The sequence below is a fragment of the Streptomyces sp. NPDC047022 genome, assembly GCF_040644155.1.
Lineage (GTDB): Bacteria > Actinomycetota > Actinomycetes > Streptomycetales > Streptomycetaceae > Streptomyces.
The window spans coordinates 58626-75066 of the sequence record NZ_JBEYVV010000034.1 but is presented as its reverse complement, the minus strand read 5'-3'; the positions used below and the strand labels follow the sequence as shown (position 1 = coordinate 75066).

The 16441-nt window shown below is 71.0% G+C and carries 13 protein-coding genes; 6 read left to right on the top strand and 7 right to left on the bottom strand.

The window, feature by feature from the left end; genetic code table 11:
* Nucleotides 1-124: 124 nt before the first annotated feature.
* Nucleotides 125-511, bottom strand: a complete 387-nt coding sequence (locus ABZ845_RS26860; RefSeq protein WP_360984215.1) for a hypothetical protein — start codon at nt 509-511, stop codon at nt 125-127.
* 148 nt (nt 512-659) lie between these two features.
* Between ABZ845_RS26860 and ABZ845_RS26855 the strand changes: the two genes are divergently transcribed.
* Nucleotides 660-1478: a rhomboid family intramembrane serine protease gene (locus tag ABZ845_RS26855; RefSeq protein ID WP_360984211.1), complete on the top strand. Its 819-nt coding sequence runs from the start codon at nt 660-662 to the stop codon at nt 1476-1478.
* Nucleotides 1479-1491: 13 nt separating this feature from the next.
* Here ABZ845_RS26855 and hemE read toward each other — a convergent pair whose 3' ends face one another.
* A complete protein-coding gene (gene hemE, locus ABZ845_RS26850) occupies nt 1492-2499 on the bottom strand; it encodes a uroporphyrinogen decarboxylase (RefSeq protein WP_360984223.1) in 1008 nt (335 codons plus the stop codon).
* Nucleotides 2500-2791: 292 nt separating this feature from the next.
* Between hemE and ABZ845_RS26845 the strand changes: the two genes are divergently transcribed.
* The 5 genes from ABZ845_RS26845 to ABZ845_RS26825 all read left to right on the top strand — a co-directional run bounded on the left by ABZ845_RS26845 (nt 2792) and on the right by ABZ845_RS26825 (nt 9716).
* Entirely contained in the window at nt 2792-3457 is a 666-nt protein-coding gene (locus ABZ845_RS26845; RefSeq protein ID WP_360984208.1) for a DUF3000 domain-containing protein, read from the top strand.
* A 375-nt stretch (nt 3458-3832) separates the two neighbouring features.
* Complete coding sequence (locus ABZ845_RS26840) at nt 3833-4495, top strand: response regulator transcription factor (RefSeq protein ID WP_003993737.1); 663 nt, start codon at nt 3833-3835, stop codon at nt 4493-4495.
* A gap of 293 nt (nt 4496-4788) precedes the next feature.
* Nucleotides 4789-6063 carry a ribonuclease D gene (locus tag ABZ845_RS26835; RefSeq protein ID WP_360984205.1) on the top strand — a complete coding sequence of 425 codons (1275 nt, stop codon included), beginning with the start codon at nt 4789-4791 and terminating at the stop codon, nt 6061-6063.
* A gap of 309 nt (nt 6064-6372) precedes the next feature.
* Nucleotides 6373-7590 (top strand): acetyl-CoA C-acyltransferase, encoded by a 1218-nt coding sequence (locus tag ABZ845_RS26830; RefSeq protein ID WP_360984202.1) that lies wholly within the window; start codon nt 6373-6375, stop codon nt 7588-7590.
* The gene (locus ABZ845_RS26825) at nt 7587-9716 is read left to right on the top strand and encodes a 3-hydroxyacyl-CoA dehydrogenase NAD-binding domain-containing protein (protein WP_360984199.1); all 2130 of its coding nucleotides are present in this window, start codon (nt 7587-7589) and stop codon (nt 9714-9716) included. The genes ABZ845_RS26830 and ABZ845_RS26825 overlap by 4 nt, the downstream gene beginning before the upstream one ends.
* An 86-nt stretch (nt 9717-9802) precedes the next feature.
* Here ABZ845_RS26825 and ABZ845_RS26820 read toward each other — a convergent pair whose 3' ends face one another.
* From ABZ845_RS26820 to ABZ845_RS26800, 5 genes are all read right to left on the bottom strand, one after another.
* Nucleotides 9803-10816 (bottom strand): hypothetical protein, encoded by a 1014-nt coding sequence (locus ABZ845_RS26820; RefSeq protein WP_360984196.1) that lies wholly within the window; start codon nt 10814-10816, stop codon nt 9803-9805.
* 64 nt (nt 10817-10880) lie between these two features.
* A complete protein-coding gene (locus ABZ845_RS26815) occupies nt 10881-11936 on the bottom strand; it encodes an NlpC/P60 family protein (protein WP_360984194.1) in 1056 nt (351 codons plus the stop codon).
* A gap of 48 nt (nt 11937-11984) precedes the next feature.
* On the bottom strand, nt 11985-12467 hold the full coding sequence (locus ABZ845_RS26810) for a poly-gamma-glutamate biosynthesis protein PgsC/CapC (protein WP_360984191.1): 483 nt from the start codon (nt 12465-12467) through the stop codon (nt 11985-11987).
* Entirely contained in the window at nt 12464-14065 is a 1602-nt protein-coding gene (pgsB, locus tag ABZ845_RS26805) for a poly-gamma-glutamate synthase PgsB (protein ID WP_360984188.1), read from the bottom strand. The genes ABZ845_RS26810 and pgsB overlap by 4 nt, the downstream gene beginning before the upstream one ends.
* A gap of 6 nt (nt 14066-14071) precedes the next feature.
* Complete coding sequence (locus tag ABZ845_RS26800; protein WP_360984185.1) at nt 14072-16330, bottom strand: HAMP domain-containing protein; 2259 nt, start codon at nt 16328-16330, stop codon at nt 14072-14074.
* Nucleotides 16331-16441 lie beyond the last annotated feature (111 nt).

The window sequence follows — 16441 nt, the reverse complement described above, 5'->3', positions numbered from 1 at the left end:
GTCATGGCGGAGCCATGGCAACCGACGACAACGCGGCTGGGGGTACCCCCTGCTCGAAGAGCTTGGGGGAACGGCACCAGGGCCCGCGAGCCCGGCCTGATCCAAACGAAAGACCCTAAGGCGCTCAGGCCGTTTCGGGGCGGCCGACCCCGTTGATGCGTTCGATGGCCTGGCGGGCCTGCTCGGCCGGCGGCCTGGGGGGCAGGGACGACACGGAGGCGGTGGAGGTCATGGAGGTGCCGGAGGGCACGGCGGTTCCGGCGGTCACCGCAGCCGGCTGCGGCTGGGCCGTGGGGGACTTCGCGTGGGCGGCGGGGCGGGTGGAGCGCAGGCGGTGGCTGACGGCCTCGTCCAGCGTCACGGGGCGCTGCATCTGGGAAGCGAGCCGGCCGGCCTCCTGGCCGAGCCGGGCGACGTCCTCCCAGGGCAGATGGATCACGAGGGCCAGCTCGGCCTCTCCGTCGGGCAGGGCGTGTATCGGAGGGGTGACTGGGGTGACTCGGTCGTTCATCGCCTGAATCCTCACGTCGTCCCCGCGGCACGCCTTCCCCACACCGCGGGCGGTTGAGTAGACATACGTGCGAGTGGAGGGGGGCGTTCAGCGGTACGGGACGCCGCGCTCACCGGTTCGGCGGTCGCGTCCTGGGCAGTACTTCCGTGTGGTCATTCCCGTCCATGACATCAACCCGGTGCGCGGGACGCCCTATGTGACGTACGCGCTGATCGCGGCCAACGTCGTCGTCTTTCTCTTCACTCCCGGCCTGGCGGGCTCGGTGGCGGGTCAGAGCGATCTGTCACAGCTGTGCCATCTCCAGGCGTTCCTGGACCACTACGCGGTGGTTCCACGGGAGTTGATCCACGATCAGCTGCCCCTGCTCGTGCCCACGGGCGCGGTGGGCGTCGGCGCGCACGGCGCCGGCTGCGTGGTGGCCCCGCCGAGTTACCACAAGTCGCCGCCGCTGTCGGTCTTCACCGCGATGTTCCTGCACGGCAGCTGGCTTCATCTGCTGGGCAACATGCTGTTCCTGCTGATCTTCGGCAACAACATCGAGGACCGGCTGGGGCACGTGCGGTTCGCGCTGTTCTACGTGGCGTGCGGCTACGCGGCGGCGTACGGCTTCGCGTATCTCAACGACGCCTCCGGCGCCCCGCTGATCGGCGCCTCCGGGGCCATCGCGGGCGTGCTCGGCGCGTATCTCGTCCTCTACCCCAGGGCCAGGGTCTGGGTCCTGGTCCCGTTCCTGGTCTTCCTGCCGCTGCGGCTGCCCGCATGGATCGTGCTGGGCTTCTGGTTCGTGCTCCAGGCGGTGTACTCGTCCGGGAGCGGCCTGTCCAGGGCCGGGACGGTGGCGTATGCGGCCCACGTGGTCGGCTTCCTCGTGGGGATGCTGCTGGCGTGGCCGCTGCGGCCGGGCACCCCGCCGCCGCCCGAGCCGCGCGGTCTGCTGTTCGGCAGACGGGCGCGGCCCGGGTGGTGAGCCAGGGGGACCGTCAGCCGGCCGTCTGCTCGTGGACGTACTCCACGAGCCGGGTCAGGGCGTCAGGGTCGGTGGACGGCATGACGCCGTGGCCGAGGTTGAAGACATGGCCCTCGAGCCCGGCGGCGGCGTCGAGCACCTCGCGGGTCTTCGCCTCGACGGCCTCCGCCGGGGCGAAGAGGATCGCCGGGTCGAGGTTGCCCTGGAGCGCCTTGCCGGGTCCGACGCGGCGGGCGGCCTCGTCGAGCGGGACGCGCCAGTCGACGCCCACGACGTCCGCTCCTGCCTCCCCCATCAGGCCGAGCAGCTCGCCGGTGCCGACGCCGAAGTGGATGCGCGGGACACCGTAGCCCTCGACGGCCCGGAAGACCTTGGCCGAGGCGGGGAGCACGGAGCGCCGGTAGTCGGCGGGTGCGAGCGCGCCGGCCCAGGAGTCGAAGAGCTGGACGGCCGAGGCGCCCGCCTCGATCTGGACCTTGAGGAAGGCGGCCGTGATCTCCGCGAGGCGGTCCAGCAGGTCCGCCCACAGCTGCGGGTCGCCGTACATGAGCGCCTTGGTGTTCTCGTACGTACGGGACGGTCCGCCCTCGATCAGGTAGCTCGCGAGGGTGAAAGGCGCGCCCGCGAAACCGATCAGCGGGGTCTCGCCGAGCTCGGCGGTGAGCAGACCGATGGCCTCCGTGACGTACTGGACGTCCTCGGGAGTCAGGTCCCGCAGCTGCGCGATGTCGGAGCGGGAGCGTATCGGGTTCGCGACGACCGGACCCACGCCGGGCTTGATGTCGAGGTCGACGCCGATGGCCTTGAGCGGGACCACGATGTCGCTGAAGTAGATCGCCGCGTCGACGCCGTGCCGCCGCACCGGCTGGAGTGTGATCTCGGTGACCAGCTCGGGCCGCATGCAGGACTCGAGCATCGGGATGCCCTCGCGCACCTCGCGGTACTCGGGCAGGGAGCGCCCGGCCTGCCGCATGAACCACACCGGTGTGTGCGGAACGGGCTCGCGCCTGCATGCCTTCATGAAGGCGGAGTCGTACGTCGCTGTCGGCTGGCCCTGCACGGGGCGGTCAGTGGAACTCACGCCGAAAAGTCTCGCACGACCCGGGGGGACCGCCGGTTTCGGGGGCGAGCGCCCGGCGGGGGGCGCGGGTGGTGCGGGAGCGACCCCTCGAGCGCCGCTCGGGCGCCGCGCGGGCCCCCGTACGACCTGCTCGCCCCCACGCGCGGCGATACCTTGCCCTTCCCGGCCAAACCGCCTCGGGGACGGGTGTCTCTCCCTGCGAACGTGCTGCGCTGCCCTTACTCTTCCCGGCATGGCTGCGGCTCAGGAACGACTGACGGACGGCGCTGACGGAACGGACGACGGGGAGGGGGACGACCATGCGGCGGACACGGCTCCGCGGCCCTTCCGCGCCGCGGTCGACGCGCTGACGGCCGCACGACTGCGGCCCGAGATCGAGATCGAGTCCACCCGTCCTCCGCAGCGGCTCGCCCCCCACACGTACGCCCTGGAGGCCGCGGTCGTCGTGGACGGCGAGGACCTGGCCGACGGCCGGCTCGTGCTGCTGCACGACCCGGCCGGGCACGAGGCCTGGCAGGGGACCTTCCGTCTGGTGACGCTTGTGCGCGCCGAACTCGAACCCGAGATGGCGGCCGATCCGCTGCTGCCCGAGGTGTGCTGGTCCTGGCTGACGGGCGCGCTCCAGGCCCGCGGGCTGACGTACGGCGAGCCGAGCGGAACCGTCACCCGGGCCGGCTCGCACTACTTCGGCGGACTCGCCGCGCGCCCGGCCGCCTCCCAGATCGAGATCCGCGCCTCGTGGACGCCCCTCGAGGGCAGAAGCGGTGTGCCGGACACCGCCGCGCACCTGGCCTCCTGGTGCGATCTGCTGTCCCAGGTGGCGGGCCTGCCCCCGGCGGCCCCGGGGGACGGTTCGGTGGTGTCGCTCCCGCAGCGGCGGGGGCCGCAGCCCCGCTGACCGTACGGCCCGGCGAAGGGCGGTGACGCACCCCACGTGCGTCACCGCCCTTCGCCGTGTGCGGAGCCCTCGCACGGCACCGCTCCCGCGGCGCCCGGGCCGACGTCAAGCCCCGTGCACCCCTCGGCGGGCACCTCTTGCCATCTCTTTGTCGATACGGCCACTTTCGGCCTTATATCGACAACGGACCGAACCGACTCGATCTTCGGGTGATCGCTCGCGCGTCCGAATTGCACGGATTGTTACTCACCAAATCGTGATCATTCCCTAAAGGAGCACGAGTTTGGTGCCGAAGACCACTGTGACCTTGAAAGCACGGTTCGTACCGGCTTCATCCCCACAGCCGGCCCCGTCCCGCACCCCCCAGGAGGCCTGGTGTCCGTTCTCCTCGAGCAGCCCGCAAGCCTGGTCGCCTACCGCCCGAACAAACCGACGGCGATGGTCGTCGTGGCCGATCCGCGCGTCCGTTCCACCGTCACCCGCCACCTGTGGGCGCTCGGAGTGCGCGACGTCATCGAGGCATCGTCCATCGCGGAGGCCCGGCCCCGCATCGGCAACCCCCGCGACATCTGCGTCGCCGACGTCCACCTTCCCGACGGCTCCGGCCTCACCCTCCTGTCGGAGACACGCGCCGCGGGCTGGCCCAACGGTCTCGCCCTGTCCGCCGCCGACGACATCGGCGCGGTCCGCAATGCCCTGGCCGGCGGAGTGAAGGGCTACGTCGTCACCGGTACGCGCACCAACGTCGGGCTCCCCACCCGGCCCGGTGCCGCCCCCATCGGCGCCGCCGCGGCGCGCCTGCACCGCCGCCCCCCGGGTGCCCCGAGCCACCCGGGCGGCTACCGCGAGCTGTCCGGCCGCGAGGTGGAGGTGCTGCGCCTGGTGGCCGAGGGCCAGTCGAACAAGGCGATCGGCGTCTCGATGGGACTGTCGGCGCTGACGGTCAAGAGCCACCTCGCCCGCATCGCCCGCAAGCTCGGCACGGGCGACCGTGCCGGGATGGTGGCCGTGGCCCTGCGGACCGGCATCATCCACTGAGTCCTGCGCCCTGAGTCCTGTGCCCTGAGTCCTGTGCCCTGTGAATCCTGAACCTGAATCCTGAATCCTGAACCTGATCCCACCCCCATCCGTCCGAATCCGGCGGCTTTTCCCGCTGGATCCCCGAACCCACCGGAACCTCCTGTGCCCCCTCCCGGTCCATGTCCTCACCGGAGCCCCTCCCCGAGCGTGCGCCCCGCGTGTACGGCACGTGACTGGTTTGCGACCCTTCACCGCCCGCCGACGGAACGTTCCGTCGGCGGGCGGCTTCCTTGCACGGATACCCTTGACAGGTGACCGACGCCCAAGAGACCGCAGCAGACAGCCCACTGCGAACCACCGGAGGCGCCCCTCCGGACGACGTCGAACCGGCGCCGATCCCCCTGCTGGAACCACGCGAGGGCATTCCGCCCGTGATCACCGACGCCGCCTCGCTCGCCGAGGTGGTCGCGGCCTTCGCCGCCGGCTCCGGCCCCGTCGCCGTGGACGCCGAACGCGCGTCCGGCTACCGGTACGGGCAGCGCGCCTATCTGATCCAGATGCGCCGCGAGGGCGCCGGCACCGCCCTGATCGACCCCACCGCCTGCCCCGATCTGTCGGGTCTGGGAGAGGCGCTGAGCGGAGTGGAGTGGGTGCTTCACGCCGCCACCCAGGACCTTCCGTGCCTGCGTGAGATAGGCATGGTGCCGACGAGCCTGTTCGACACCGAGCTGGCCGGTCGCCTCGCCGGGTTCCCACGGGTCGGGCTCGGCGCCATGGTGGAGAGCGTCCTCGGCTTCGTACTGGAGAAGGGTCACTCCGCCGTCGACTGGTCCACGCGCCCCTTGCCCGAGCCGTGGCTGCGGTATGCCGCCCTCGATGTCGAGCTGCTCGTCGACCTCAGGAACGCCCTGGAGAAGGAGCTGGAACGGCAGGGCAAGCTGGAGTGGGCCCGGCAGGAGTTCGACGCGATCGCCGCCGCACCCCCGGCGGAACCGCGCAAGGACCCCTGGCGCCGTACGTCCGGGATGCACAAGGTGCGCCGGCGTCGGCAGATGGCGGCCGTCCGGGAGCTGTGGCAGACCCGGGACCGGATCGCCCAGCGCCGGGACGTCTCACCGGGCAAGGTGCTCGCGGACGCGGCGATCGTCGAGGCCGCGCTGGCCCTGCCGCCGAACACGCACGCGCTGGCCTCGCTCGGCGGGTTCGGGCACCGCGTGGGGCGTCGCCAGCTGGAGCAGTGGCAGGCCGCGATCGACCGCGCCAAGGCGCTGTCCGAGGCCGAGCTGCCGCAGCCGGGCCAGCCCGTGACCGGGCCTCCGCCTCCGCGGGCGTGGGCCGACAAGGACCCTGCGGCGGCTGCACGGCTGTCCGCGGCGCGGTCCGCTGTGTCGGCGCTCGCCGAGAAGCTCAACATGCCGCAGGAGAATCTGATCTCACCGGACACCGTGCGGCGTGTGTGCTGGGAGCCGCCGAAGCCGGCCGACGGCGATGCGATCGCCGTCGCGGTTGCCGGGTACGGGGCGCGGCCGTGGCAGGTGGAACAGGTCACGCCGGTGCTGGTGTCGGCACTGGCCACCCGGGGCTGAGGGTCCTGCGGGGCCGGGCACGTCGTCACCTGCGGGTGCGCTGCGCCTGTCCGCGCAGTTCCCCGCGCCCCCATCCGGGGCGCTTCGGCGCGTTTTTGTCTGCGGGCGCGAGGATGCGCGCGCAGCGCGCACTCAAGGGGCGCGAGGAACTGCGCGAAACGGCGCCCCCCTCCGCGGCAGCCCGGTGTGACCTTCGCCGCTTGGCCCCTCGGGGCTGGGCAGCTTGGTTACCCGTAAGTAGCATGGGGACTGAGCGCGCGCTCAGCCGCGTCGCAGCAGTGCCACCCCGCACCCTGGAGGAGAGCCATCGTGCCTCGTACCGTCAGGGACGTCGTCTTCGTCGACGGCGTCCGCACCCCGTTCGGCAAGGCGGGCCCGAAGGGCATCTACCACGAGACCCGCGCCGACGACCTCGTCGTGAAGGCGATCCGGGAGCTGCTGCGCCGCAACCCGGGTCTCGACCCGAAGAAGATCGACGAGGTCGCCATCGCCGCGACCACGCAGATCGGTGACCAGGGCCTGACCCTCGGCCGTACCGCCGGCATCCTCGCCGGTCTGCCGCAGTCCGTCCCGGGCTACTCCATCGACCGTATGTGCGCCGGTGCGCTGACCGCCGTGACGACGACGGCCGGTTCGATCGCCTTCGGCGCCTACGACGCCGTCATCGCCGGTGGTGTCGAGCACATGGGCCGCCACCCGATGGGCGAGGGCGTGGACCCGAACCCGCGCTTCGTGAGCGAGAAGCTGGTCGACGAGTCCGCCCTGTTCATGGGCATGACCGCGGAGAACCTGCACGACCGCTACCCGGGGATCACCAAGCAGCGCGCCGACGAATACGCCGTGCGCTCGCAGGAGAAGGCCGCCAAGGCGTACGCCGACGGCAAGATCCAGCAGGACCTGGTGCCGATCTCGGTCCGTCGCACCAGCCCCGAGGGCGGCGAGACGGGCTGGGGCCTGGTCACGGCCGACGAGCCGATGCGCCCGGGCACCACCCTGGAGAGCCTCGCGAGCCTCAAGACGCCGTTCCGCGTCCACGGCCGGGTCACCGCCGGTAACGCGGCCGGTCTGAACGACGGCGCCACCGCCTCGATCATCGCGTCCGAGGACTTCGCCCGCGAGAACGGCCTGCCGGTCAAGATGCGCCTCGTCTCGTACGCCTTCGCGGGCGTCGAGCCGGAGGTCATGGGCTACGGCCCGATCCCGGCCACGGAGAAGGCCCTCGCCCAGGCGGGGCTCAGCATCTCCGACATCGGTCTCTTCGAGATCAACGAGGCCTTCGCCGTCCAGGTCCTGGCCTTCCTCGACCACTACGGCATCGCTGACGACGACGCGCGCGTCAACCAGTACGGCGGCGCCATCGCCTACGGTCACCCGCTCGCCTCCTCCGGCGTCCGTCTGATGACGCAGCTGGCCCGCCAGTTCGAGGAGCAGCCGCACGTCCGTTACGGCCTGAACACCATGTGCGTCGGCTTCGGCATGGGCGCGACGGTCATCTGGGAGAACCCGCACTTCGAGGGGGACAAGTGAGCACCACCGCTGAACTGCTGAAGGGTGCGGCCGAGCTGTTCCCCGGCGAGGTCGTCACCCAGGCGCACGTACGCCACTTCGACCTGCCGGCGGGTGCCGGGCGCTTCGCCCTGATCACCCTCGACAACGGCCTGGACCACACCAAGCCGACCACCTTCGGCCCCCAGTCGCTCGCGAACCTGAACGCCGCGATCGACCAGGTCGAGAAGGAGGCCGCGGACGGCGGCATCGTCGGTGTCGGTCTCACCGGCAAGCCGTTCATCTTCGCGGTCGGCGCCGACCTCAAGGGCGTCGAGCTGCTGAAGAACCACGAGGACGCGCTGGCCATCGGCAAGGGCGGCCACGAGGTCTTCAAGCGCCTCGCGGGCCTCGCCGTCCCGACGTTCGCCTACTACAACGGCGCGGCGATGGGCGGCGGCGTCGAGGTCGGCCTGCACTGCACCTACCGCACGGTGTCCGCGGCCATCCCGGCGTTCTCCCTGCCCGAGGTCTTCCTCGGTCTGGTCCCGGGCTGGGGCGGCTGCGCCCTGCTGCCGAACCTGATCGGCGCCGACAAGGCCGTCTCGGTCATCATCGAGAACAGCCTGAACCAGAACAAGCAGCTCAAGGGCAAGCAGGTCTTCGAGCTGGGCATCGCCGACGCCCTGTTCGAGGGTGCCGACTTCCTGGAGCAGTCGCTGCTGTGGACGGCGTCCGTCCTCACGGGCGAGCTCCAGGTCGAGCGCCCCGAGATCGACCGCGGCGAGGCCTGGGACCAGGCCGTCGCGCGTGGCCGCTTCATCGCCGACGGCAAGGTTCACGGCGCGGCCCCGGCCGCCTACCGTGCGCTGGACATCATCGCCGCGGCGAAGAACGGCGACCTGCAGCAGGGCTACGACGCCGAGGACCAGGCTCTCGCGGACCTGATCATGGGTGGCGAACTGCGCTCCGGCATCTACGCGTTCAACCTCGTCCAGAAGCGCGGCAAGCGCCCGGCGGGTGCCCCGGACAAGAACCTGGCCCGCCCGGTCTCCAAGGTCGGTGTCGTCGGCGCCGGTCTGATGGCCTCGCAGCTGGCGCTGCTGTTCCTGCGCCGCCTCGAGGTCCCGGTCGTCCTCACGGACATCGACCAGGAGCGCGTCGACAAGGGTGTGGGCTACGTCCACTCCGAGATCGACAAGCTGCTCGGCAAGGGCCGTATCAACCAGGACAAGGCCAACCGCCTCAAGGCACTGGTCTCCGGTGTCCTGGACAAGGCCGAGGGCTTCGCGGACGCGGACTTCATCATCGAGGCCGTGTTCGAGGAGATGTCGGTCAAGCAGAAGGTGTTCGCCGAGGTCGAGGCCGTCGCCCCGGCGCACGCGATCCTCGCCACCAACACCTCCTCCCTGTCGGTGTCGGAGATGGCGTCGAAGCTGAAGAACCCCGAGCGGGTCGTCGGCTTCCACTTCTTCAACCCCGTCGCCGTCCTGCCGCTTCTTGAGATCGTCCGCGGCGAGAAGACCGACGACGCCTCGCTGGCCACCGCTTTCGCGGTCGCCAAGAAGCTGAAGAAGACGGCGGTGCTGGTCAAGGACGCCCCGGCGTTCGTCGTGAACCGCATCCTGGTCCGCTTCATGGGCGAGATCCAGAACGTCATCGACGAGGGCACCTCGGTCGAGGTGGCGGAGAAGGCGGTCGAGCCCCTCGGTCTGCCGATGTCCCCGCTGGTCCTGCTGGAGCTGGTCGGCCCCGCGATCGGTCTGCACGTCTCGGAGACCCTCAACAGGGCCTTCCCGGAGCGCTTCACGGTCTCCCCGAACCTCAAGGCGGTCGTGGAGGCGGGCAAGCGCGGCTTCTACACGTACGACTCCGGCAAGCCGGAGCTGGACCCCGAGGTCGCCGCGCTCCTGAAGCAGGGCGACACCGTCCTGACGGAGGAGCAGGTCCGCGCCCGCGTCCTGGACGCGGTGGCCCAGGAGATCGGCCTGATGCTCGACGAGGGCGTCGTCGCCGAGGCCCAGGACATCGACCTGTGCCTGATCACTGGCGCCGGCTGGCCCTTCCACCTGGGCGGCGTGACGCCGTACCTGGACCGCGAGGGCGTCTCGGAGCGCGTCAACGGCAAGAAGTTCCTGGAGCCCGGCGTGGCTTCGGTTCCCGCGTGACGCCGACACGCATATGAGGAGGGCCCCGCTCCGGCGGGGCCCTCTTCCTTTTGGCACGGTGCGGCGGTGGTCCCGGCGGGGCTGCGTCAGACCGTCTGCCACGCCGTGAGCGCCAGCCCCGGCTCGTCCTTGCGGCGGGCCAGGCGGAGTTCGCCGTCCTCCGTCAGCGACGCGGCTACGACCCGCCCCTCACCGTCCTCGGCGACCGCCACCCGCGCACCCGCCGGAAGACTCGGGCCCGACTCGGTCCACCAGGCACCGGCCGACTCCACTTCCGTGGGGTACGCGGCGAAGGCGACGCGTCCGGCGGCCGAACGCTGTGCGAGCAGGGTGCAGTCGTGTCCGTCGAGTTCACAGCGGATGGCGGACACCGGGCCGGGACCCGCGCAGGCCAGCAGGGCGACCGGCTCGGTACCGGGGCGCCAGGCACACAGATCGCCGGACTCGTCCGTGTAGAAGAGGGTGGTGCTGCGGGGGGACGTGGCCAGCGCCCCGAGCGTGCCCGGGGTCGCCGGCACTTCTGCCGCCTCCTGCAGGACCGGCCTGGTTCCCGGCTCCTCCTGCCGCCAGTGCAGGATGGCGTCGGGAGTGGCCGCGTACAGCTCGACACGTCCCGACTGACCCGTCACGGCCGCGAGTTCGCCCTGGACCCCGTGGCCCTTCAGATCGCGCCAGGGCTCCCAGCCGCCCTTCTCCTTCTGGGCGAGCAGGCTCACGCCGCCGTCCCCGTTGCGCACGAACAGATGGGCGCGCCCCTCGGCGTCGACCGCCAGGGCCGGCGGCCCCGCGCGGTCGCCCTTCCTTTCGGGGTGGCCGACAGGGGTCCAGTCGAGCACGGAATGGCGAGGGCGGAAGTGGGTGGAGTGCACCAGGCCGGACTCACCCGGCGCGGTGGGCCGCCAGACGACCAGATGGGCCGGGCCCGCCGGCCCCTGCCCGATCGCCGGCCCGGGGTGCAGCTTCTGTTCGCCGCCGACCTGCCGGGGCGCCTCCCAGGGACCGCCGGGACGGCACTCGGTCCGGCACAGGAGGGCACCGTCCGACGGCAGATACACACTGAGCAGACCGTCACGACCGCGCACGAGCCAGTTGCCGTTCACCGTGACACTCTAGTGCCGCAGCACTAAGGCGTGGAGAAATGGCGGCGCCCGCTTCCGGCCCTTGTCACAGCCGCTTGGCGCTGCGGAACAGCTCGGCGTAGAAGCCGTTGCCGTCGAGCCGCGAGACACCGCCCTTGTCACCGATCGTGGGGCCGTTCTGCTCCTTGCGGCTGGAGACGAAGACCTTGTGGCCCTCGGTGTCCGGCCCGAGATAGATCGCGGAATGGTCCATGTGGTTGCCGGTGCGGTGGTCCATCTTGAAGAACAGCAGGTCCCCCGGCTGGAGGACGTCGATGTTCTTGGGCTGTACGTACCAGGGGCTCGGGCCCTGAAGCTTGATCACGTCGACACCGACGCTGGAGCGGGCCATGGCGTCGGCCGTGCGCGGCAGTCCGTCGCCGGAGTCGTTGTCGGCCCGCAGGGGGTAGCGGGCGCGGTAGCCGTAGACCAGGCGCAGATAGCCGGAGCAGTCCACGGAGTGCAGGCGGTCCGGGTGCGGGGACTTCGTGGTGCCGTTCCGGAAGGTGTACGGAATGCCCAGGTAGTCGTAGAAGTCGGTCTGCTCGTAGCGGTCGACGCCGTCGGGCCTGAAGGGACCGTAGAAGGCGCGGCCCTCGTACTGGACGCCCTGGGCGTCCTTCTTGGCCGGCGCGCCCTCCGTGTACTGGAAGGCGAACGCGAAGATGTCGTCCTCCTGGCTGCCGTAGTACTGCTTGAACCAGTCCTTGAACCACTGCTGGTTCTCGGCTCCCTTGGTCCATGGTTCCGGCAGCAGGCGGACCCAGTTGTCGGTGACCACCTTGGTGGCGGTGGTGGCCGGTTCACTGAACGTCCGCGTGGGGCCCTTGAGCGTGGCGGTGCGGGCGCCGTCGGTGAAGGTCGCGATCACCGTGCCCTTGCCGTCGCGCAGCACCGAGCGCGCGGGGTTGTTCAGCCGTTCCCAGGTCTGCTTGCCGCTGGCCTGTCCCGAGTTCCGCAGGGCGTTGTCGTCGATCGACTGGGCGGTCGGGGTCTTCGCCTGCTCGTCCTTGCGCAGTTCGTAGGTGAAGTAGGCGCTGCCCGCGAGCAGCGCGAGGACCGTCACCGCGTGGACGACGGGACGGCCTTTGCGCTTCGGCATGATGGGGGGCTCCAGGATCGCGTGGGGTGGCGGGCGGATTCAGCGGGCTCAGGCGGACGGCATGGCGCCCAGGAGGATGCCGGCGGTCAGCACCACATAGGTGGCGAGGGTGACCGATCCGACGGAGAGCAGGGTGGCGCCCTTGGGCTGGCGGACCAGCTGATAGCCGACCAGGCCCGGGACGATGAAGCCGAGTGTCTGGTTCGCGTACAGCAGCGGGAACTCCATCTGCAGCACGATGATCACGGTGGCCTGGATGAGCACACCGCTGAGCACCACGGCCGCGAACAGCCGCTTGCCGTAGAGGATCACGAACTTCTGCATGAGCAGCGTGGCGAGGTAGGTCAGCACGGTCACGCCGACCACCAGCGCGGCCCGCTGGAGGTCCTCGATCAGGGTGAGGGCCAGCCAGCCCGGCGTGATCATGCCGCCCGGTGACAGATTGGTCGTCAGGTAGCACATCAGCGAGAACAGGAGCCCCAGGCCGATGCCGATCGCGGCGATCTCGGGGGTCAGGACGGAGGGGATCAACGCGCTTCTCCTGGGCTGTGCCACTGCTGGCTGTCGTCGTCGTGGGTCTGGGGAGGGACACGGGGTTCGAACAGCCCGCGCGGGCGTGCCTGTCCGGCCGGCGTGCCGGGAACGTGATGGGGGTCGCCGTGCCGGGGGTGCGGCTGCCCGGCGTACCGCTGCGGGGTGTACGGCTCCCCGACGTAGGACTGCCCGGCGTACGGCTCCTCGGCGTACGGCTGCCGGGGGTACGACTGCTGCGGGTACGGCTGCTGCGGGTACGGCTGTTGCGTGTAGCGCGCCTCGTACGCCTCCGAGTAGCCCTGGTAGGGGTCGATGCGGGGCGCGTAGAGCTGTACGGTCTCGACGTGCTCGCGGACGGCGGGCGCCGCGGCGGCGTCGCCGGACGGGTTCGCGGCGGCGGGCTCGTCCTCGGAGTCGTCCGAGGGCAGTTCGGCCAGGTGCTCCAGCATGATCTCGCCCTGGCCGTGGATGTTGCCGATCGCGACCAGCGACGAGTCCGGGCCCAGCATCTCCAGCAGCCTGGCCATGAACTCCTCGGGGTCGCGCTTGTCGCCACCCAGGTCGACGGCGCGCGAGCGGAACTCGGCGGGGATGGCGTCGATGGCCGACTTGGCCGGGTGGCCGATGACGAACACGCGCTCGGGGTCCAGCTCGGGAATGATCTCGCCCATCTGCCCATTGCGTTCCACCCGGTCGGGGCGGCAGTTGATGACCACGTTGAGCGGGCGGTGGATCGCGCCCAGGTCGAGCAGCTGGTTGATGTTCATCAGGGTCGACTCGGGGTCGTTTGCCGCGAACACATTGGCGAACCGCAGCCTGTTGCCCTGGGGCGTCAGATAGCGCTCGACGGAGAGCACACCGGGGTCCGGCGGGGCGTCGTACATGCCCTGCAGGGCCGTCTCCCGCTCGACACCGAGCAGTTCGGCGACCGTCAGCGCGATGGCCACGTTCTCCTTGAAGGTGAACCAGCTGAAGCCCCGCAGCTCCTCGTCGGTGACGGTCTCGGGGTCTACGTAGATCAGCTTGCAGTTCCGCGCGTCCGCCTCCTCCTGGAGGATGTGGAACCGCTCCTTCTCCGCGGTGACACAGATGCCGTCCTCGGGCATCGAGCGGCACAGGGAGCGGGCCACGTCGTCCAGGGTCGGGCCCATCTCGGCGAGGTGGTCCTCGCGGACGTTGCACAGCACGCCGATGGTGGAGCGGATCAGCTTGGACTGGTTGATCTCCTGGAGGGCCGGCATGACGGCCATGCACTCGATGACGAGCGCGTCCGGCTTGTACGCGGCGGCGCGCCGCACGATGCCGATCTGCTCGACGACGTTGGCGATGCCGAACTTGCGGTAGACCGGCTCCTCCGTGGCGTCCGGGTGGATGAACCGGGCCGCGGTGCCGGTCGTCTTGGCGACGGTGGTCAGGTCTCCGCCCCGCAGGGCACCCGCGCACAGCCGGGTGATGGAGGACTTGCCCCGGATGCCGTTGACCAGCACCCGCGTGGGTATGTGGTCCAGGTTGGTGAAGTGCCGCCGCTGTTCCACGATGCCCGCGATCAGCAGGATCGTGCAGCAGACGAGCAGCACGGTGTAGAGGAAGAGCACGGGTGATCAGGTCCTTGTGTGCTGCTCGGGCGTGTGCTGGGGCGTCGGGGTGCGGCGGGGCTCCTGCCGGCGTCTGCTCTGCAGCTGCTGCCGGATGAGCTCCAGGGATCGTGTGACGGCGCCCACCTCGTCGTGGTGCTGGGGGAAGAGCACGGTCTTGCGGTCGCCGTCGGCCAGCGCCTCGGCCCGGTCGGCGAGCGAGCGCAGCGGTCTGGCCACCACGATGTACAGCCAGCCCAGGCAGGCGACGGCCGCGGTGCCGCCGAGCAGACCGGCGAGAACGGTGCGGTTCTGGCTCTCGTACCCGGGGATCGCGAGCGGGCTGGCGGGCTGCCAGCTGACCACGCTCCAGCCGAGCGGTTCGGCGGCGCCGCTGCCGGAGAACGGCGCGGCGGCGGCGATCCGCACGCCGTGATCGCGGTAGAGGACGCCGTTCGCACGCGGCTTCTTGCCGAGCCGCTCGGCACTGGCCGCGGCGAGGTCCTTGAGGCGGTCGTCGGGCAGCGACCGGAAGGCGAGGAAGCCGGTGTTGCCGGCGATGATCTCGCCGCGATCGTCCACGAGCCGGACCACGCCCAGACCCGGCCGGGTCAGCAGGGCGTTGAGGAACTCGACGCGGAACTCTCCGACCAGCTGGGCACCGTCGTGGCCGGGGATGCCGGCGGTGGCCACGACGACGGGTTCCTTGCCGCCGTGGCCCAGGAGCCGGATGGGAGTGCTGGAGACCCGCTTGGACTGGATCACCTGGGGCTTCTTGCCCTCACGCGCCTGGATCGCGCCGGAGGAGTCGACGACGTAGAGCGAGCGGTAGCGCTGGTTCTCGTCGATGGTGCGCTCCAGCACCTCGTTCATGGCCGCGGGCTCGGTGTGGTTGCCGATCAGGGACGCGACCGACTGCAGGTCGGCGTCGCCCTCGTTGAGCGCGCGGCGCACCCGGTCGCTGAGGGTGTCGGTGCGTTCGCGCTGGTCGTTGACGAGCTGCCGGGGCACGACGACCGTGTCGTCCACCCGGTTCAGGAGGAGCATCAGCGGTGCGGACCAGGCCAGCAGCAGCGCCGCGGAGGCGGCGAGCAGGGCTCGCGTGCCCACGCGACGCAGTCCGCGCGGACGCGGCGCGGGGCCGGTGGTGTCGGCGCTCTCGCCGAGGAGTTGCCGGCGCAGCCGGTCCAGGGCGGTACCGATGCGGCGCGCCTCGCCGTAGCCCGGGACGGTGACGGGCCGGGTCAGGTCGCCCCGGGTGAGCCGGCGGGACTCCAGGAACAACCGGATCAGCGGGCGTTGGACGGTGCCCAGCAGCAATGCGACGGCCAGTGCGCCGACGACGAGCAGCGCGCCGCCCGCCAGCAGACCGAACACGGGTGAGGCGGCGCCGGAGGACTCCTCGGCCACCTGGACCATGGCGACCACGGACAGACCGAGGCCGGAGGCGGTGGTGGCCTCGCCGGGCTCGGGGGCGGCCAGGGTGGCGTATCCGGCGACGGACCGGTCGCTGAGGACATGCCCGCCGAGCAGGCTGCCGCTGACGCCCTGGTAGCCGCCGCTGCCGGGCTCCTTGCTGCTGCGCGGGTCCTGTTGTGCCTTGCGGGCGGCGATGCGGGCGAAGTCCTTCAGCTGTGCGCCGGAGTCCTTGGCCGCCTTGCGGTCCAGGCTGTTGCTCACCTGCTCGGGCGTGGGGATGCCGTCGCTGCTGAGGATCGCGCCGGTGCGGTCCACCACGGCGATGGAGCGGAACTGACCGATGCTGATGCCGGGGAACTTCAGGCTGCTGGAGGCCACGAGCAGCAGCTGCGGTCTGCCCGGCCAGCTCAGCAGGCCGAAGGTGAGCAGCCGCGCCTCGCCGTTGTCGAGCCGCACCATGCGCGGTGCCAGTCCGTTCTCGCCGGCGAGGGCGGAGGTGTCCGCGGAGGCCGGCGGCACCGCCTCACCGCGGGCCGCGACCAGCTTGCCGGTGCTGATCTCGACGACGGCGGTGCCGACCCACTTCTGGTAAGTGCTGCCGAGCTTGTCCAGGACGGCGTCGCCGGACACCGGCTGCCCGGCGCTGAACAGCGTGGCGGACCGGGTGACGTCGGTGACGGACTCGTCGATGGAGGCGCGCAGCGCGATGGCGCCGTCCTCGGCGAAGTGCTGCTGGGACGTCAGCACCGCCTTCGGCACCTTGGCGTTGTCGACCCGGCCCAGCACCAGTGCCGTGACACCGGCGAGCGTCAGCAGGAGCACCGAAAGGACCGCGATCGGCGGGCGGATGCCACCGATCAGCGACATGTCGGCTCGACGTCTGGCTCGGTGCTGTCGCGCCGTGGGCGGTGACGCCACAGGACGGTCCTCTCATGAACGGGGTTTCCGGGCACACCTCGGGTAAGAGCACGCCCGGAA

What these genes read in the sequence shown, in the direction of transcription:
- ABZ845_RS26815 (WP_360984194.1), bottom strand. Translation starts at nt 11,936, where the DNA reads ATGCCGAAGCGCAAAGGCCGTCCCGTCGTCCACGCGGTGACGGTCCTC.
- ABZ845_RS26860 (WP_360984215.1), bottom strand. Translation starts at nt 511, where the DNA reads ATGAACGACCGAGTCACCCCAGTCACCCCTCCGATACACGCCCTGCCC.
- ABZ845_RS26845 (WP_360984208.1), top strand. Translation starts at nt 2,792, where the DNA reads ATGGCTGCGGCTCAGGAACGACTGACGGACGGCGCTGACGGAACGGAC.
- hemE (WP_360984223.1), bottom strand. Translation starts at nt 2,499, where the DNA reads ATGAAGGCATGCAGGCGCGAGCCCGTTCCGCACACACCGGTGTGGTTC.
- ABZ845_RS26800 (WP_360984185.1), bottom strand. Translation starts at nt 16,330, where the DNA reads ATGTCGCTGATCGGTGGCATCCGCCCGCCGATCGCGGTCCTTTCGGTG.